Source organism: Pseudorhodobacter wandonensis, assembly GCF_001202035.1.
Taxonomy (GTDB): Bacteria; Pseudomonadota; Alphaproteobacteria; order Rhodobacterales; family Rhodobacteraceae; genus Pseudorhodobacter; species Pseudorhodobacter wandonensis.
On record NZ_LGHT01000044.1, the window covers coordinates 18,921 to 38,184 of the forward strand.

15 protein-coding genes are annotated in these 19,264 nt (G+C 55.1%); 11 read left to right on the top strand and 4 right to left on the bottom strand.

All coding sequences use genetic code 11. From position 1 onward, the window contains the following. Nucleotides 1–35: 35 nt before the first annotated feature. The 4 genes from AKU79_RS15155 (at nt 36) to AKU79_RS15170 (ending at nt 7,318) form a co-directional block, all read left to right on the top strand. A complete protein-coding gene (locus AKU79_RS15155) occupies nt 36–2,762 on the top strand; it encodes an aminotransferase class I/II-fold pyridoxal phosphate-dependent enzyme (protein WP_050524428.1) in 2,727 nt (908 codons plus the stop codon). A gap of 16 nt (nt 2,763–2,778) precedes the next feature. Next, nucleotides 2,779–4,239 carry a biotin carboxylase gene (locus AKU79_RS15160; protein WP_050524429.1) on the top strand — a complete coding sequence of 487 codons (1,461 nt, stop codon included), beginning with the start codon at nt 2,779–2,781 and terminating at the stop codon, nt 4,237–4,239. Nucleotides 4,240–4,244: 5 nt separating this feature from the next. Next, the gene (locus AKU79_RS15165) at nt 4,245–5,246 is read left to right on the top strand and encodes a C45 family peptidase (protein ID WP_082224091.1); all 1,002 of its coding nucleotides are present in this window, start codon (nt 4,245–4,247) and stop codon (nt 5,244–5,246) included. A 257-nt stretch (nt 5,247–5,503) separates the two neighbouring features. Beyond that, entirely contained in the window at nt 5,504–7,318 is a 1,815-nt protein-coding gene (locus AKU79_RS15170; protein ID WP_050524431.1) for an SLC13 family permease, read from the top strand. Between the two features lie 117 nt (nt 7,319–7,435). Here AKU79_RS15170 and AKU79_RS15175 read toward each other — a convergent pair whose 3' ends face one another. Further along, on the bottom strand, nt 7,436–8,968 hold the full coding sequence (locus AKU79_RS15175; protein ID WP_050524432.1) for a phospholipase D family protein: 1,533 nt from the start codon (nt 8,966–8,968) through the stop codon (nt 7,436–7,438). Between the two features lies 1 nt (nt 8,969). After that, nucleotides 8,970–9,743 carry an endonuclease/exonuclease/phosphatase family protein gene (locus AKU79_RS15180; protein ID WP_050524433.1) on the bottom strand — a complete coding sequence of 258 codons (774 nt, stop codon included), beginning with the start codon at nt 9,741–9,743 and terminating at the stop codon, nt 8,970–8,972. A gap of 282 nt (nt 9,744–10,025) precedes the next feature. Between AKU79_RS15180 and AKU79_RS15185 the strand changes: the two genes are divergently transcribed. Further along, nucleotides 10,026–11,027 carry a glycosyltransferase gene (locus tag AKU79_RS15185; RefSeq protein WP_050524830.1) on the top strand — a complete coding sequence of 334 codons (1,002 nt, stop codon included), beginning with the start codon at nt 10,026–10,028 and terminating at the stop codon, nt 11,025–11,027. 5 nt (nt 11,028–11,032) lie between these two features. On the opposite strand, the gene AKU79_RS15190 is transcribed toward AKU79_RS15185, so the two are convergent. Beyond that, the gene (locus AKU79_RS15190) at nt 11,033–11,845 is read right to left on the bottom strand and encodes an ABC transporter permease (RefSeq protein WP_050524434.1); all 813 of its coding nucleotides are present in this window, start codon (nt 11,843–11,845) and stop codon (nt 11,033–11,035) included. A gap of 82 nt (nt 11,846–11,927) precedes the next feature. On the opposite strand from AKU79_RS15190, the gene AKU79_RS15195 reads away from it, so the two are divergent. The 4 genes from AKU79_RS15195 (at nt 11,928) to AKU79_RS15210 (ending at nt 16,145) form a co-directional block, all read left to right on the top strand. Then, entirely contained in the window at nt 11,928–13,133 is a 1,206-nt protein-coding gene (locus tag AKU79_RS15195) for a sugar transporter (RefSeq protein WP_156209808.1), read from the top strand. Between the two features lie 11 nt (nt 13,134–13,144). Then, complete coding sequence (locus AKU79_RS15200; protein ID WP_050524435.1) at nt 13,145–13,804, top strand: ABC transporter ATP-binding protein; 660 nt, start codon at nt 13,145–13,147, stop codon at nt 13,802–13,804. Between the two features lie 92 nt (nt 13,805–13,896). Next, entirely contained in the window at nt 13,897–14,613 is a 717-nt protein-coding gene (locus AKU79_RS15205; protein WP_050524436.1) for a sulfotransferase, read from the top strand. Further along, nucleotides 14,610–16,145, top strand: coding sequence for a glycosyltransferase (locus AKU79_RS15210; RefSeq protein WP_156209810.1), 1,536 nt, complete (start codon nt 14,610–14,612; stop codon nt 16,143–16,145). The genes AKU79_RS15205 and AKU79_RS15210 overlap by 4 nt, the downstream gene beginning before the upstream one ends. 21 nt (nt 16,146–16,166) lie before the next feature. On the opposite strand, the gene AKU79_RS15215 is transcribed toward AKU79_RS15210, so the two are convergent. Beyond that, complete coding sequence (locus AKU79_RS15215) at nt 16,167–17,222, bottom strand: LacI family DNA-binding transcriptional regulator (protein WP_050524438.1); 1,056 nt, start codon at nt 17,220–17,222, stop codon at nt 16,167–16,169. Nucleotides 17,223–17,329: 107 nt separating this feature from the next. On the opposite strand from AKU79_RS15215, the gene bglB reads away from it, so the two are divergent. Continuing rightward, on the top strand, nt 17,330–18,430 hold the full coding sequence (bglB, locus tag AKU79_RS15220) for a beta-galactosidase BglB (protein WP_050524832.1): 1,101 nt from the start codon (nt 17,330–17,332) through the stop codon (nt 18,428–18,430). Continuing rightward, complete coding sequence (gene kduI, locus AKU79_RS15225; protein WP_050524439.1) at nt 18,427–19,260, top strand: 5-dehydro-4-deoxy-D-glucuronate isomerase; 834 nt, start codon at nt 18,427–18,429, stop codon at nt 19,258–19,260. Before bglB ends, kduI begins: the two co-directional genes overlap by 4 nt. Nucleotides 19,261–19,264 lie beyond the last annotated feature (4 nt).

The following is a 19,264-nucleotide window of genomic DNA, read 5'->3' on the forward strand; positions in this document are numbered from 1 at the left end:
GCATCGCCCGATTGCCGACAGAAAGGGACGACACGATGCAGTCGATGAATGACTACTATTCCGCCGTTCAGCTTCGCGCTGACCGGTGGAGCAGTTTACGCGAAAAGCTGGATTTCTTGGTCAAAAATCCAGATAGCCGCCGCGCCAAGGCAACCTATGCCGAAGCGGCCAAACTGTTCGCCTCCCTCGCGCTGATCGAACGGTATTGGGCCTTTCCCGGCACCACTGCTTTTGAAATCATGCGCCGCCAGTTTGAACACAACCATCTGGGCGAACTGTCCTATGCTGTCAGCCGCGTCAACCGTGCACTCAGCACTGGCGCCTATCGTCGTCGCACCATCCCGCTGGACCGCGAAGGCCGTGATGAAGACCAAGACGAAGTGGCACTGCTGCCCCCCGATGCACGCTCGCTCGCCAAACCATATTTTGAGGTGATGATCGTCGATGACGTGAACGAGCATCAGGAACGCTGGCTCAAGAACAATATGACCTCGATGCGCCGCGTTGAGGATGATTTCATTTACGAACCGGTCATCGTGCCCAGCCTGCAAGACGCGCTGATCGGCGTTTTGTTCAACCACAATATTCAGGCGATCATCGTCCGCCCCGGCCTTAAGCTGGAATCGGATGTTGAGCTGCCGATCCTGACCAAATACCTTAATCGTGCCGGTGGCGCCGAAGAACTGGAAGATATCGCCTCTGAGGATCTCGGCCCCGAACTCTGCCGCCTGATTGCCAAGGTTCGCCCGGAACTTGATGCCTACCTTGTCACCGACCGTTCGGTCGAAGATATTGCTGGTCTTGATCTCGGCATTTGCCGCCGTGTCTTCTATAACCAAGAAGACTTTATGGAGCTGCATCTGAACATCCTGCGCGGCGTTCAGGCACGATATAACACCCCGTTTTTTACCGCGCTGAAAGAGTATTCGCGCCAGCCAACAGGCGTTTTCCACGCGATGCCGATCAGCCGTGGCAAGTCGATCACGCGCAGCCACTGGATTCAGGATATGGGCGCGTTCTATGGCCCCAACATCTTTTTGGCCGAAACCTCGGCCACATCGGGCGGGCTTGATAGCCTGTTGGAACCCCACGGCCCGATCAAAGAGGCGCAAGAACTGGCCAGCCGCGCCTTTGGGTCGAAACAAACCTTTTTCGCCACCAACGGCACCTCAACCTGCAACAAAATCGTGGTGCAGGCGCTGGTCCGCCCTGATGATATCGTGCTGGTAGACCGTGATTGCCACAAATCGCACCATTACGGCATGGTGCTTTCCGGCGCGCAGGTTTGCTATCTCGACAGCTACCCGCTGAACGAATACTCGATGTATGGCGCAGTACCGCTGAAAGAAATCAAGCATCAGTTGCTGAAATTGAAGGCGGCGGGCAAGTTGGACCGCGTGCGCATGCTGCTGCTGACCAACTGCACCTTTGATGGCATCGTTTATAACGTCGAACGCGTGATGGAAGAATGCCTTGCCATTAAGCCCGACCTGATTTTCCTGTGGGATGAGGCGTGGTTTGCCTTTGCCCGCTTTGGCCCCACCTACCGCCAGCGTACCGGCATGAACGCGGCCAATAACCTGCGCGAACGGCTGCGCAGCCCTGCGCATGCCAAGGCCTATGCCAAGCAGCAGGAAAAGTTGAAAGATGCCGATGAGGCGACACTGCTGAAAACGCGGCTTATCCCGTCGCCCAAGGCCCGTGTGCGGGTTTACGCCACGCAATCGACGCATAAAACCCTGACCAGTCTGCGCCAAGGCTCGATGATCCACGTCAACGATCAGGATTTCAAAGGCGAGGTCGAGGAAGCCTTTCACGAAGCCTATATGACCCACACGTCAACCAGCCCGAACTATCAGATCATCGCCAGTCTGGATGTTGGTCGCCGGCAGGTAGAGCTGGAAGGGTTCGAGTTTGTGCAACGGCAGGTCGAGGCCGCGATGTCGATGCGCCGCGCCATTTCAACGCACCCGCTTTTGCAAAAGTATTTCAAGGTATTGGCTGCAGGCGATATGATCCCCGAGGAACACCGCGAAAGCGGCGTCACCAGTTATTACGACCCCGAACAGGGTTGGACAGACACGTGGAACTGCTGGGAAAAGGACGAATTTGTCCTTGATGCAACCCGCGTGACGCTGGCTGTGGGCGGCACAGGTTGGGATGGCGACACCTTCAAGACCGATATCTTGATGGATAAATACGGCATCCAGATCAACAAGACCTCGCGCAATACCGTGCTATTCATGACCAATATCGGCACCACGCGGTCGTCGGTTGCCTATCTGATTGAGGTGCTGGTCGAGATCGCCAAAGAGTTGGACGAAAAGTTGGACGACGCGTCCAAAATGGAACGCCTGTCGTTTGAAAAGCGTGTGAAAAACCTGATGCAAGACCTACCGCCCTTGCCCGATTTTTCGCATTTCCACCCGGCCTTCTGCGCCGACCCCGTTACCGGAGAGGGCGATCTGCGCACGCCGTTCTTTCTGGCCTATGATGAAAACAACTGTGATTACCTTGACCTGAACGGCGATATTTTGATGGAAATCGAAAAGGGGCGTGAGGTGGTTTCGGCCTCGTTTATCATCCCTTATCCGCCCGGTTTCCCCATTCTGGTGCCAGGGCAAGTTATCAGCCGTGAAATCCTTACCTTTATGCGGGCATTGGATGTCAGCGAAATTCACGGTTACCGCGCCGACCTTGGGCTGCGGGTGTTCACCGACGAAATTCTAGCCAAACAGGTTGCTAAAAAAACCAGTAAATAAGAACAGGGAGAAAATAATGAACGATAAAAAACTTGCGAACATCTCGGAGATTCGTCGCTTTTTTCACCGCAACGAAGATCCGGTTTACTTCATCTCGGCGACCAACTTTAACCTGTTGGGCATTGATGAATGGTGCAAAAACTTTAAATATATCTGCTACTTGGATTGCTATGATGGGCGTCACCCCAACGTGTTCTGCCCGTCTGAACAGCCGCATGCCGAATTCCAAAGTATTGAGGATATCAACAACTATCTGCTGCAGCACAAAGAGGTCATCGACCTTGTAAAACGCCGCGGTGGCAAGCCCAAGTTTGTATTTCTGATGTTTGACGCCGAAACCGAGCGTCTGGCCAAGGAACTGGGCGCCGAAGTCTGGTTTCCGAAATCCAAGCTGCGCACCAAGCTGGACAACAAAATCGAAACTGTCCGCGTTGGCAACAAGGCGGGCGTGCCGTCGGTGCCAAACGTGCTGGCCGAGGTGAAATCTTACGAAGACTTGCAGAAAACCTGCGAAAAGGCCGGTATCGGCCATGACCTGGTGCTGCAATCGGCTTATGGCGACTCTGGTCATACCACCTTCTTTATCAAATCCGAAGCCGATTTCCGCCGCCATGAGCATGAGATCATCGGCGAAGGTGAGATCAAGATCATGAAGCGCATCAACTGCCGTGGTGCCGCGATTGAAGCCTGTGCCACCAAGGAAGGTACGATCGTTGGCCCGCTTATGACCGAGCTTGTCGGCTTCAAGGAGCTGACGCCTTATCGTGGCGGCTGGTGTGGCAATGAAATCCTATCCACCGCCTTTCCGCCCAAGGTACGCCAACAGGCCCGTGACCTGACCTTTAAATTCGGTGAACAGCTGCGCAAAGAAGGCTATCGCGGCTATTTCGAGCTCGACTTCCTGATCGACAAAAAGTCGGGTGAGATTTATCTGGGCGAGTTGAACCCCCGCATCACTGGTGCCAGCTCGATGACCAACCACGCGGCCTTTGCCCATGCCGATGCACCGCTGTTCCTGTTCCACCTGCTGGAATTCTCGAAAGCCGCGTTCAAGCTTGACGTGGCCGAGCTGAACAGCCGCTGGGCCAACCCCAACATGATCGATAGTTGGAGCCAGATGGTCATCAAACACACCGAAGACAGTGTTGATATCCTGTCTGACGCGCCCCAAACCGGCATTTACAAGATGAAGGAAGACGGCAGCGTGGTCTTTGACCGGTTCGATTATCACCGCCGGGCCGTTGAATCAGAGAACGAGGCGTTCTTCCTGCGCATCCTTAAAAAGGGTGACTACCGCTATGAAGGCGCCGATCTGGGTATCTTGGTGACACGTGGTCGGTCGATGACCAACAGCTTTATGCTGAACGAGCGCGCGAAACGGTGGATTCACGGTATCAAATCGGCGTTCAAGGCCGACCCGATGCCCGTAGCCGAGGCAGGACCAGCCCTTGGCGATCCGGCCTTCAAGATCATGTAATGAAGCTGATTTGGCGCAGCATAAGCGAGCCAGACTATCAGCCCGGCCCCAAATGGGCCGGGCTATTCGCTGAGCTATGGCCTGCCTACAACACATGGTGGATGCGCGAAGGCATTGACGCGCGTCCCACCTATTGGGAAGGCCTGAAGGCGTTGAAGATCCATATGCCGGAAATCGTGCCGCTGTATGACCAGCTGTGCGCACAGGCCGGTGGCGGCGATCTTGCCGCGCGGTTTCTTAGCTTTTATCGCCCGCCGCCCTATCTTTCGGGCTGCAGCCAAGCGATCTGGCCGGGCAAGGAACCGATGCTGGTCCGCAACTACGACTATAACCCGAATGCGTTTGAACGCGTCGTGCTGCAAACCCGCTGGCAAGGCCGCAATGTCATTGGCACCTCGGACGGGTTTTGGGGCCTTGTCGATGGTATGAATGACGCAGGGCTTGCTGTGTCGCTGACCTTTGGTGGCAGGCGCGTCGTGGGTGACGGTTTCGGCGTGCCGCTGATTTTGCGTTATGTGCTGCAAACCTGCGAAACCACCGAACAGGCCGGCGCCGCCCTTGCCCGTATTCCCACACATATGAGCTATAACGTCACCGTACTTGACGCCAAGCGCAACTTTCTGACCGCCCTTATGGCCCCTGACCGTCCTGCGATTATCACCCATGCAGCCGTGGCAACCAACCATCAGGAAAAGGTGGAATGGGATGCCCACGCCCGCGCCACTGCCACTGTGGAACGCGAGCGTTTCTTGCTGCAACGCCTGACCGGGCATATTGAGCCGCAGGAAAAGTTTATTGCCGCCTTTCTGCGCCCGCCGCTTTATTCCATCGCCTTTGACCGCGGGTTTGGCACGCTTTACACCGCCGTCTATCGCCCGCGTCTGGGCGAAATGGAACTGCGCTGGCCTCGTGGCACATGGCCGCTAAACCTTTACGGTGGGCCAGATGAATTCCGCGTCATTTACACGCCCGAAACAAAAGCCACACCACAAGAGGCCAACCAATAGCAGTTTCGCATGGCGGAAAACGTTGGGCAGCTTCAAGAACAATCAAAGGTGGGGTCGGCATTTTCAGGCCAAAAATTGCTTCGCCGCTGAACATCCCCAAGTCATTTCCAGCGCAACTCAGCGCAAATTGGAACTGATCAATGTTGCATTTGCGATATCTTACGCCCTGCGCCTATATTGGTAGAATACGATACAAATCAAATCGTTGATACTTTTGACCGGCTTTCGAAATATGGCAGTAGAATGGTGGACAGCTAATGGATTTTGTCAGTGCGTTTTTTGCCGAGAGCCAAACTGCAATCTCTCTCGCAATTTTGGTTGCAATATTTGCGGGTTTTATGCTCGAACGCTTGCCCCCTTCGGCAGTTGCTGCGTCCGGGGCCATCGCGTTCTTGGCAATGGGCTACATTTCGACCGATGAGGCCCTAGAGGTCTTTTCAAACCCCGCGCCGATCACCATTGCAGCGATGTTCATTCTTTCGGGTGCGCTAGTTCGCACTGGGGTTGTTGAGTCCATATCAGGCTTTTTTGTCGATCTGGCCGTCAAGCGCGGCTGGTTGGCAATCATAGGGATGTTGGTTGTTATCTGCATCGGCTCTAGCCTGATGAATAACACGCCGCTGGTTATCGTGATGATTCCGGTGGTCATACGCATCGCGCAGGCCCTTGAGGCACCCTCGTCAAAACTGCTCATCCCATTGTCATATGCTGCAATTCTTGGGGGCACCCTCACATTGGTTGGAACCTCAACCAATTTGCTGATCGACGGCGTGGCCCGCAAGCAAGGATTGCCCGCAATGGGAATGTTAGAGATCCTGCCATACGGGATTGCGGCCTGTCTTGCCGGAGGGGTGACCTTGCTGGTGTTTGGACCGCGTTTGCTGCCTGACCGCGAAACGTCAAGTGCTGCGTTGGAAAATGATGATCTCAATTTTCTGACCGAAGTGCGCTGGATGCGAGCAGAAGATGAAGAAAAGGATGAGGACGCGAAACCGGTTCTGCTCGAGGATCTGAAAGGGCTTCAGTTTTCACATCTTGTGGCAGTGCTGCGTGGGTCTGAACGCCTGCGCCCCGAACCCGAGGCCAAGATCTTGCCCGGCGATAGAATAGTGCTGAACGCGTCACGGTCTGAGATTTTGACGCTCGAAGAAGATAAAGAGTATCTTGTTGGCCTGAACAGCAACTTAAAGCCGCGCCAGGATGACGAAGGCGAAAGCAACCTCATTCAAGTTGAGGCGATGGTTACGCCTGAACGGTCGGGCGCGGGGCGGATCGTGCGCAACCTTGAATGGCCTGGCCGATTTGGCGTTCGACTGCTTGGGGTTTCCCGGCACCGCCACAGCGCGGGGTCTGAGCTTGCCGAAGTCCGGTTGCGGCCCGCCGACCGGCTATTGCTAGAGGGGCAAGCCGCATCGGTGGCTGCGGTCATTTCATCCACCGGTTTGATTGCCGCATCCGAACCGGTTGCCCGGCCCTTTCGGCGTCGGCGCGCACCCATCGCCATTGCCTGCTTGTTGGGCGTGATTACCTTGTCGATCTTTGACATTGCGCCGATTGCGGCGCTTGCACTTGTTGGCGTGGGGATCGTTTTGCTGACCCGTTGTATTGAAGCCGAAGACGCCTGGCAGGCAATTGACGGGTCGATACTTGTCTTGATTTTCGCGATGCTTGCGGTGGGTCAAGGTTTGGCAAATGCCGGGTTGATCAAAGGACTTGTAGAGTCGCTGGCACCCGCGCTTTCCCATGCGCCCCCCATACTGCTGCTTTTGGCAATTTATGCCCTCACCTCTTTTTTGACAGAGGTCGTTTCAAACAATGCTGTGGCGGTCATCCTGACGCCGCTGGCGATAAGTTTGGCAGCAAGCCTGAACATCCAGCCACAGCCGCTTATCTATGCCATTATGCTTGCCGCCTCGGCGTCATTTGCGACACCGATTGGCTATCAGACCAACACGCTTGTCTATGCCGCTGGCAATTTTCGGTTCAGCGATTTCTTGCGGGTTGGGCTATTGATGAACGTGGTGGTTGGCGTTGCAAGTTGCCTTGCGATCTGGGCCTTGAATGATTTTTGACGCCTTTTCCGACAGATCCGTTTGCCAGAGCAGGTCAACGTAAAATCCGCGCTTTGCAATCAAACCGCGCAGCAGGGTTTTGCCGCGTGCAACATCCGCGCGGTAGCTGGCGTCGGATCAAAGCAACCATTCGACAGGCAAACGACCGATAAGCGCAATCGCTATCCGTTTGACCAGACCTGTGCCAGGCTCGCTATGCGTGCTGACGCCGGTTTCCGGATCAATCCATACAGGTTTGCGCCCGCGTTTTTGTACCTGCCACGCGATTCCGGCCAAACCATTGTCAAAAGCATCATGCAGCCCGCTCGCCATAGCTTTGCTTTTTATCAACAGGCCCATCTCGGTGTTAAGTGTGGTCGAACGAGGATCAAAATTGAATGACCCGATAAAGATGCGCTCGCCATCTACGGCAAATGTTTTGGCATGCAAGCTGGAACCAGAGGAACCAAAAGGACCAATTTTGTTTTTTGGGATTTGCGTACCAATCTTTGCATAAAGTTCATACAGGCCCACACCTGCGCGCAACATCTGCATGCGTCGCTTGGTATATCCCGCGTGGACAGCCAGCACGTCTGTCGCTTCGAGAGAATTGGTTAAGAAGCGCACCTTGACCCCCTGCGCCCTTAGCCTGGAAAAAGCTTTTACGCCCGCCGACCCTGGCACCAGATAGGGAGAAATGCCGTCGAATTTCTTTTCAATTTTACCCACCGCTTTCATCAACCGGACGGCTAGCAAATCCTCGCGCGGTACCGCACCTTCACCTTTTATGGGGTCGTCGCTAACCAGTACCGCATTTGTCCATTCCAAGCCGAAATCACCATTGACGAGCGCGCTAGCGATGTCGGAGTGAATTGCCAGATTTCGATAATCCGACAGTCGCGGGTCATCGGAATAGGATGCCAAGCCCGCAGAAACAGGGTCAATGCCCCGGCCCTGCGCAAGAATATAGCTTGCAGGATGCACCGACGGCGCTGCCCAGTATTTGTCAAAATCGGCCGCAACCTCGGGTACAATCGCGCCCATCGCCAGAACGTCGCAATCAACAAAAATTGCGTTTTGGTCGGCGCCAAAATACTCGTCCCCGACGTTGCGCCCACCCATTATTGTGGCAAGGCCGTCAACCGTAAAGGATTTGTTGTGCATTCTGCGGTTTAATCTAAAGAAATCAAACGCATATGATAGGGGTTTGAGGCGGCGCAGATTGAATGGATTATAGAGCCGAACCTCAATATTGGGATGGGCATTCAGCGCTGCCAGCTCTGGGTCAAGGCCTGTTGTGCCATTGTCATCCAACAACAGGCGCACCCGCACGCCCCGATTTGCCGCACTTTGCAATGCGTCCAGCAGCAAATATCCCGTCAGATCACCGCGCCAGATATAGTACTGCGCATCAATCGACGATACGGCAGCATTGGCAAGGACCAGTCTTGCGGCAAAGGCGTCTTCGCCACCAAGCAGGGTCGCGACGCCCGTTTGGCCCGACGCCGCCTGACTATCTGCATAGGCCAAGGGCCCGGCGGCGGGTGCTGGCATGGCCGTGCTGTTTGCGCGCGCCCTGACCGGTGGCGACGGAAAGAGAGTACGCGCACAAACAACCGCACTGGCACCAGTGACGACAGTTGCAATCAGATAGGTAAGAAAGAGCAACATCTTATCTCTCTTTCTTGTGGCCAGTTAATTTCGTTTCGGCGGCTTGCTGTGCCCGCATATCAGGTTCATTGGGATGACATTTCTGCGCCAGTCGAAACTGGCCCCGAACTGGTCGATGGTCCGATGCCATCGCTGCACGCGGGTCGGCAATCACGCCGCTTTCCAAGAGTGCAAATTCGTTGCTAAATGCCAATCTGTCCAAATGCAAAAACGGTCGGCCTGCGGGAAATGTCGGGCCCGGGCTGTGAACATGCAACCAGCTTGGCATCGTTTCCAAACCCAACTGATCACGCCATTCATTATAATCGCCTGCAATGATGACCGGCCTGCGATCAAGTTTCATCATCTGTTCAGCGATAAACGCAATCTGCTTGCGGCGGTTGCGACGCAACAGGCCCAGATGAACTCCGACGATGCGAACAGGTTCATTCGCAATTGTTAGGTCTACGATTACAGCGCCGCGCGGCTCCAACGCGGGCAAATCATAACGATAAATAGCATCAACGTGGATTTCCGGACGTTTCAGCACTGCAATACCGTGCCAACCAAGACCAACGCCGGTTGGGGTTAGATCGACGACTTCAAAGGGGCCAATCTTGCCTTGGTGGCTTGGTAGCGCGGCGGGGCGCGGGTGCATGCGAAAATCGGCCTCTTGCAACACAACCACATCGGCATCAAAGCCAGCGATTGCCTGAACAGTACGCAGTGGCCGCCGCCGAAAGTCGCGGCCAAGGCCTGCGCGAATGTTCCAGCTGACCAGTTTCAACTCGGTCACAATAGTTCACCTTATATCTGTAACGGTGTCATTTTCGCCCGGCCACCCGCTTGCCACAACTTCAAACTGTCACAAAGCCTTGCGCATGGCAAAAGTTGCGGCAAATGCAATACGGAACATATTGCACCTGAATGGGCACAACCTTTTGGCGATTTGTGCGATTGCAGGCAATGGACAAGCAGCAAGGCAGGACATACCGTTGTCATCAGACTTGGTAATATGGCTTGGCCCGTGTCTTATGATTTCCGCCATAAATGGCACTTGAATAGGGATACGTCGAAAATGGTGCGTCAACCGCCGCCCGTTTCACAAAAACTCGTTGCGGTTGTCGTGACCTATAACCGGCTGGCCCAGCTGCAAGTGACTGTGCCACGGTTGCTGGCGGCATTGGCCGAAGGTCTGGACCGCGTGATTGTGGTGGATAACGCCTCTACCGATGGCACTGCCGACTGGCTTGCCGCCCAAGATCACCCGCGCCTTATTGTGCTGCGTTGTTCGGTTAACAGCGGGGGCGCTGGTGGCTTTGAACAAGGGATGCGCTTTGCCGTCGCGCAGTTTGACCCTGACTGGATTTTGGTCATGGATGATGATGCCCGCCCCCTTGTCGGCGCGGTTGAAACATTCCAGAGCGTTGACCGCAACGCAGCGATGGCCTGGGCTGCCGCAGTTTATCATACCGATGGGCGGATTTGTGACATGAACCGGCCAACGCTCAACCCGTTCTGGCACCGGGGTATGGTGCTACGGACCCTGACAGCCGTGCTGCGGGGACAGGGGCGCGACGGATTTCATCTGAATGCTGCCGATTATGCGGGCACAGATTACAGGCCGGTCGATAGCGGGTCGTTTGTCGGGCTGTTCATTTCGCGCAGGGCAATAAATACGGTGGGGTATCCGGATGGATCGCTCTTCATTTACGGCGATGATGTACTTTATTCGTTGGGTCTTCGGCAGGCAGGTGGCCAGATTTTGTTTGATCCCGCAATCCGGTTCGAGCATGATTTCACGACATTATCAGTGGGCGACCAGCGGTTTCGTCCGTTGTGGAAGGCCTATTACCATTTTCGCAATCTGTTGATGGTATACCGCTTGGCAGCTGGGCGGTGGTTCTGGTTGGTACTGCTTTTGATGGTGGTAAAATGGGTGCTCAAGGTACGTTTCTATTCTGGTGAGCGGGCGCGCTATCTGTTGTTGATTGGCCGCGCCATTCGCGATGGGGTAATGCAGCGCACAGATGTCGCGCATGACCGCGTGCTGAAATGGGCTGCACCCCGATGGCGCTAACCGGATCAACGGTTCAGGATATCACGGTGAAACCGCCCCATCAGAACGATGCCCAAAAAGATGCAGATCATTGAGAACATCAACACATAGCTGATGCTGACATAAGAGGCCTCGTAGCTGCTGTAAAACCCGCGCCGCATCAAACCTGTGACATGCATTAGCGGGTTATACCACAAGATCCCCTGTATGCTGCTTGGCATGCTTTCATACAGAAAAAGCACCCCCGAAATCAACATGAGGGGCCGCATAACGATGCCCCATATCTGCATCCAGATGTCGAAAAGTCCAAACAGGACACAGTTCACTAGACCCACGCCCAAACCCAAAACCGCCGCCAAAGATACAGACAGCACAATGGGCCCTATGTCCAAAAGCGTGCGGCTGTCTGCCATTATGACCAAACCTGCAAGAATAATTGCCATCACCAAAATCTCGGTCAAAAGGCCAAGGATAAAGCGCGCCAGAACAGCGTCCAGCCAAGTGACGGCGGGGTAAAACAGCAATGCACGTGAAAAGTTAATGCAGCGGCCTACGGCCGATCCAATATTGCCATACATCCCGAAGGGCAAAGACCCCGTTGCGAAAAACAATAGAAAACTAGTGCCGAGCGGCGGGGTACGCACAAGCAACGAAAAGCCAAAGCCCAGCGCGATAATGCTACCCAGGGGTTCTAGCAATGCCCAAACATACCCCCCCGGCGAGCGCCCGTATCGCGTTGCCATTTCGCGCAGGATAAGGGCGGAAATGGCCCTGAACGTTGCAAAGCTACGGGTACAGCCCTGCGCTGGTTTGCTGATTTGGGCTGATCGAAGCAACATTGCAGGCTATTCCAGTACTGGCATTCGTTATGGTAGTATGTAAATGTTGAAATACAACTGTAAATAGTCTTTTGGAAAAGCCATGAACAAAATGACGCCGAAGGCCGAAGTGACTGACCGCCCGGCACCGGTTCTGCCGCCCGTCACACAGGCAAAGCCACCTGTGCGCAATGCGGTGCAATCGGCGCGGTTCCGACGTCGCCACTATGGTTTGGTCATGTCATTTCTGGCAATCGTATTGCTGCCGCTTTCCGCAATTGCGTTTTATCTTTGGGAGATTTCGCTAGATCAATACAGCTCACTTACCGGGTTTACAGTTCGCAAAGAGGAAGGGGCAGGCGCGTCTGCTTTGATGGGCGGTCTGGCAAGCATTACCGGTGGCTCGGTATCGTCGGACGGGGATATTCTGCACGAGTTCATCCTTAGCCAAGCCCTTGTGCAAAAGGTCGATGAAAACATTGGGTTGCGCGATTATTACAGCAGTTATCGTTCGCTTGATCCGGTTTTCGCGCTGAAGGAAAATGCAAGCATAGAAGATCTAGAGGAATATTGGCGCCAGATCGTAAAGCTCTCGTTTGATCGCAGCACCGGGTTGATGGAAATGCGGGTGCTGGCCTTTACGCCTGAAAAAGCCCGCGACATTGCCGTTGAAATCTTGCGGTTGAGTCAGGACATGATCAACGCCCTGAATGAACAATCGCGTGCCGATGCGATGCGCTATGCGCGACAAGACCTTGATGACGCGGTTGTTCAGCTAAAGCAGGCGCGCGAAGCGCTAACGGCCTTTCGGTCCAAAAACCAGATCGTCGATCCGGCCTCAGATCTTCGCGGGCGGATGGGTGTGATGAACAATTTGCAGCAACAATTGGCGCAATCATTGATTGAGCTGGATTTGCTGACGGGCGTCACCAGCGAAAACAACCCGCGGCTAAGCCAGGCCGAACGGCTGATCAGCGTCATTCGCCAACGCATTGCGAATGAGCGCAAAGACCTATCCTCGAATGGCGAAGGCAGTGATTATCCCGCGCTGATCGCCGAATACGAAGGTCTGACCGTAGACAGCAATTTCGCCGAAGAAAGTTACCGCGCGGCGCGGGCAGCGCTTGACATTGCGCGGGCAAATGCCTCGCGGCAAAGCCGGTATCTGGCCACCTATATTGCACCCACCTTGGCCCAAACCAGCGAGTACCCGCGCCGTTGGGTGATCTTTGGTCTGGCAGGGCTGTTTCTATTGCTTGGCTGGGCAAGCATGACGCTGATTTACTATTCCATTCGCGACCGAAGCTGACAGGTCTGCAGATGATAAGGTTTGAAAATCTGACCAAAAGCTATTGGGTGCAGGGCCGTCAGAAAATTGTCATAGATGGACTGAATATCGAACTGCCAACCGGTAAGTCGTTGGCGTTGCTGGGGTTAAATGGCGCCGGAAAAACAACCCTGATGCAGTTGATTGCGGGCACGATGCGGCCCGACAAAGGGCGGGTGGTGTCGGATGGCACAATCTCTTGGCCCGTTGGGTTTGGGGGGTCGTTCCACCCCGACCTTACCGGTGCGCAAAATATCCGTTTTATTGCAAGGGTTTACGGTGTGGACAGTGATGAACTGATCGCATTTGTCGAAGAATTCGCTGATTTGGGGAAACATTTTGCCATGCCGGTGCGCAGTTATTCCTCGGGGATGAAATCGCGCCTGACATTCGGGGCGTCATTCGGCATTCAATTCGATACATATCTGGTTGACGAGGTGACAGCGGTCGGTGACGCCGCATTTCGCCGCAAAAGCCAAGCCTTGTTCCAAGAGCGCATGAAAACATCAAGCGCCATTCTTGTGACCCATGAAATGGCGCAGGTGCGCAGCTTTTGCGATGCGGCCATTTTGCTGGAAGACGGGCACCTGACCTATTTCGAAGATGTAGATAAGGCCATCCACGCACATTTGGCCACCATCGACCGAAGTTGACCCGCGCACCGCAGGCCAAGAAGCCCGCTGATCCATAAAATGCCACCACCCCTTTTACCAATACCCAACTGCGCGAATAGGAACCTCTGTCAATGAAACGCTTTGTGATTTTGGGACTGCCGCGCAGCGGAACAACCTATTTGATGAGCCTGCTAAACGCGCATCCCGATGTGATCTGCGCAGGCGAGCACTTCAATCCTTACGCTGTGATTGATGACAAGGAAGACGACAGCCATGCCGCCGTGCTGGGGCGAGACAAGGATCCGGTCGGCCATATGCACCGTTTTTTTGAAAACGCCGCCGCGCGGGGCGCGTTCAGTGGCGGCTTTAAATTCATGATCGGTCACAATCTGAAAGTTCTTCAAGAACTGGCTGCCGACCCTGAGTTGTCCATCATCTATGTCTGGCGAGAGAATAGGCTGGCGCAGGTATCATCCTTGATCAAAGCCTTTCAAAGCAAGAAATGGGCCCAGACCAAGGCTGACGCGCATATTCAGCGCAAGATCGTTGCCACTCCGCGCCAGATCAGCCACCGCTGGCATGAATATGCAACTTTCGACCATTTGATTGCATTGTGGTTGGCGGGGCTTCCTAACCCCAAAGTCACCTATGAATATTGCGATCTGTTCAAACCGGGTTTCGAAGAATTGATCTGCGGTTTTTTAGAGGTCAAACACCATAGGAGAATGAAAAGTGCGTTGGTCAAGCAGGGCAGCAACGCGATCGAGGATCGGTTCGAAGACCCGCGTCCAATCCGCTACTATTTCAATCAAATCGGTCTGGGAAGTTGGTTGGAGACCGAAATTTGAACCGACCTTTGCGGATCCTGTATTATAACTGGGTCGATTATCTGGATGTCGAAGGGCGCGGCGGCGGCGTTGCTGTTTACCAACGCAATATCATTGAGGAGCTAGGGGCACAGAGCGGTATAGAGGCTTTTTTCCTATCGGCAGGCCTTAGTTATGACTTGCCTTTCTGTGCACCGCGCTGGGAAGCCGTGCGCCACGGGCCCGAAAGGAACCGACATCGCCGGTATGAAATTGTCAACTCCGGTATATTGGCGCCGGCGCATAGCAGCTTTGGTGATCCGGCGCAGGTATCGCACCCGCCGACCCGAGAGGCATTCTTCGACTTTGTCGCGCAGACGGGCCCTTATGATGTGATCCATTTCAACAACCTCGAAGGGTTGCCCGCCGAGGTGCTGACAATAAAAAGCCGGTATCCGCAGACGAAGGTTATTTTGTCGCTGCACAACTATTATCCGATCTGTTCACAAGTGAATTTGTGGGTAAATGAAAGTCAGACCTGCGAGGATTTTCAGGGCGGTGCGCGGTGCATGACATGTTTGCCCTATCAGCGCGATGCGCAGGCGGTACGCCTTTCCTATGGAATATCATATCGCATGCGATGTGCGGGAATGCGGCCTGGCACGCTGGCATATGATGTCATGTTCAGGGGCGTTCGGGCGTTTGGCCGGCGCGGCGCGCATGCCTTTCGTTGGCTTAGGCAAATGCGGCAACGCAACGCCCTGACGCCTGCCCCAAATTCAAAAGCTGCAGCAGAGCTGGCAGCGGCCTTTGCGACGCGCCGCAGTGATATGACCGCCCTGATCAACAGCCATTGTGACCAGGTGCTGTGTGTCTCAAATGCCGTGCGTGTATTGGCGCATCGCTATGGAATCTCGCCAGAGCGAACCCGCACAAGCTACATCGGAACCCTTGCGGCAAACACGACCAGCGGTACATCTGGACCAAAAGCAACAGTCTTTACGCCTGAGAAAAGCATCCTCACATTAGGCTATTTGGGCTATATGCGCCGCGACAAGGGCTTTTACTTCTTGCTTGACGCGCTAGAGGCATTGCCGGTTTCGATTGCCACGCGCATCCGCATCGTTATCGCGGCCCGCGCCGCCGATCAAACGACAATGGCGCGCGTCTACCGTCTAAAGGATCACTTGGCAGGTGTGATTTATCACGACGGTTATACCCATGCAGAATTGGAAACTGTATTGGCGCCTGTAGATGTGGGTTTAATACCCGTACTCTGGCACGACAACCTGCCGCAAGTGGCAATAGAAATGCATGCGCGGAAAATTCCCTTGCTGACCGCCGCGATGGGCGGTGCCCCGGAATTGGGAAATTGCGCCGATATGGTCTTTGCGCCCGGTGATATTGGCGGTTTTACCAATCGCATACAGGCCCTTTTGGCAGGGCAAATTGATATGGAATCCTATTGGCGCGGCGCTATGACCCCGAGGTCGGTAAAGGACCATGTTGCCGATTTATTAAAGATCTACCGCGGCCAAGATCCCGCAGCCCGATCTGCACCAGTAAAAACCTGATCGCTAAACTGGCAGATTTGATCAAAGCCGGATCGAAGGTGCAGGCCCACAAGAGCCGCGCTGAACAAGCCGGCACGCAAATTCTATCCGGCGGGCGGGCATTGCGGGGCCGCTGCGCACATCTCGGATCAGATCAACTGCCGCCGCGCCGATTTCGCGCATCGGCATCGCAACGGCGCTAAGTGGCGGCTGCAAGAAAGCGCCTTGCGGCAAGCCGTCCATGCCCAAAACCGAAACATCGTCGGGCACGGAAAGGCCGTGCGATTGCAACGCCTGCATTGCCCCTTGGGCCAGTACATCCCCCGCGCAAACAATTGCGGTGAAATCACAGCCTTGACGCGCAATGCGTTCATGAATGGCTTGGGCCGCAAGGTTTGGCAGCCAGTCGCTAACCTCGATGACCAAGGACGGATCATAGTCACGGCCGCGCGGGAACATGCGGTCGCGCCAACCTTCGAACCGGCGCTCAATCGTGCGGCGTCCGCGCCGCATCAGGAACAGGATGCGCTGATGGCCAAGGCCGATCAGATAGTCCGTGGCCAGCGCCCCGGCTGCACGGTTTGAAGGAGCGACCGAACTGAACTGCATCGATGGATCATCACCGTTCAGCAACACCACCGGCTTTGGAAACCCGCGTGCGGCGGCAAGGATTTGCTCATCATCAAGGGTCAAAAACAGCACGCCGACGATGTTAGGGTCTTCTGCAGCTTTGGCCAAAACCTCTTGCTCTTGTTCGGTTGATGCGATCGCCTGCGTGGTCACTGACGCCCGAAGCAGCTTGGCGTGATCTTCAATCCCCTGCATCACGTTTAGCGTGAACTGGCTGCGGGCAAAATCTTCCATCGCGGCCGCACTGGCCAGAACCAGAATACTTTGACCCGCCATCGTAGAGGGCAAGGCATAGCTGAAATCCTGAGCCGCGCGCTGAATGCGTTCTATCAGGTCGGGGCGCACCCCGGCCTCGCCTGACAGGGCGCGCGATACCGTTGCAATAGAGACATTGCAGGCCTCGGCAAGATCGGCAAGCCGGACACGTCGGCTTGCTTTGGCCTTCTTTGCTTTGGGTGTCGCTGTCATTTCCAAGCCTCTGCCGTAGGGATTTCTGCAAAAAATTTACACATTGCACAAATAATTTTCTCAAGCAATCGTATTGCTCATTGGTCGCGACCTTGGGAGGGGGGCAGATGCATCTGGACGGCGCTGATATTCGTCATAGCCTGAATCTGTTGGTTCAAGGCATGACCAACCTTCGCCCCGAGGCGCAGTTTGACGAACCGAACCTTGACGGTACGGCCAGCGATTACATCAGTTTTACCTGTTGGGAATGGCCGCAAGGCGTCGGGCTGTATGGTCTGGTGCAGCTTTGGCGGCGCCACCGCGACCCCAAGCTACTGGCGGTTCTGGAAGGCTGGTATTCGGATCAACTTGCCAAAGCACTGCCGCCGCTGAACATCAATACTACCGCGCCGATGCTTGCGCTTTCGGTGCTTTGGGCGGAAACACGTGATCCACGTTGGCAACCGGTGTTGGACGATTGGGCGAACCGACTGATGCGAGACGCCGCACGTACCTCTGAGGGCGGATTCCAGCATGATGTCTCTGACAAAATCAACGAGGGCGAGCTTTGGGATGATACCCTGTTCATGGCGGGTTTGTTCTTGGCCAGTTATGGGCAGGCATCTGGCCGCAGCGCGCTTGTCGACGAGGCAATACGGCAATTTCTGGTTCATGCACGCTATTTGTCCGACCCCGAAACCGGGCTTTGGTTTCATGGTTGGACGTTCAAAGGACGGCATAATTTTGCCCGCGCCCGATGGGCCCGAGGCAATGCCTGGATAACCGCCTGTATTCTGGACCTGTTCGAACTTGCAGATATTCCGGCCTCGGTTCGGCTCTATCTGGAAGGGGTTTTGACGGCGCAAGTGCAAGCGCTGCTTCCGCTACAAGCCGCCTCTGGCGCGTGGCGGACCTTGCTGGATGATGCCAGCAGCTATGAAGAAATCAGTGCGACTGCGGGATTCGCCTATGGCTTGCTTAAGGCCGCACGGCAAGGCATTGGCGATGCAGCTTGGGCCGAGGCTGGATGGCGCGGCATAGCGGCCGTGATGCGCAATATCGATGCGCATGGCACCTTGCAGAATGTATCCTACGGTACCCGCATGGGGCATGATCTGCAGTTTTACCGCGATATTCCCTTGCAGCCCACCGGATACGGACAAGCGCTTGCAATTCTTAGCCTGGTTGAGGCCGAAGGGCAATTTGGGGAAAAAGAGGTGTTGGCATGATGGACGTGCGTTATGGCGGAAACCCGCAAGATGTGATGACCTCTACGTCCGACAGGTTGCGCGGCGATTACATGGTCGAGCAAGCATTCACCCCCGGTTCCTTGCACATGACTTACACCCATATTGACCGCATGATCGTCGGCGGCGCCTGCCCTACCGACGCAGCCTTGACGATTGGGGATGGCGCGGAACTGGGCACCGAGTATTTCTTTTCGGCGCGCGAAATGGGCTTGGCCAATTTGGGCGGTGCCGGCCGCGTGACCATAGATGGCCAACGCTTTGACCTTGCCAATCGTGACATTCTTTATATCGGTCGCGGCGCGCAAAAACTGGTGATGGAAAGTGACGACCCAGCACATCCCGCATGGTTCTACCTTAACTCTGTGCCGGCTGGTGCAGATCATCCCCATCGGTTGATTACATCGGCGCAGGCAAAGCGGATCGTGCTGGGTGAGGCAGGCAAATCAAACATGCGCAGCCTTGCTATGTATATCCACCCCGAGGTTTCTCCATCCTGCTTGCTGTTGATGGGTATCACCGATCCTGCGCCGGGCAGTGTGTGGAACACCATGCCGCCGCATCTGCACGAACGCCGGATGGAGGCCTATTGCTATTTTGACATGGGCGCCGAAGATCGCGTCATGCATTTCATGGGTAAACCTGACCAGACGCGGCATCTGGTGATTGCGAATGGCGACATCGTTCTGTCTCCGGCGTGGTCGATCCATATGGGCGCAGGAACCGGGCCATATGCCTTTGTTTGGGGCATGACCGGCGAAAACCAAGCCTATACCGATTTCAACCCCGTCCCAGTCTCAACCTTAAGGTAAGCAT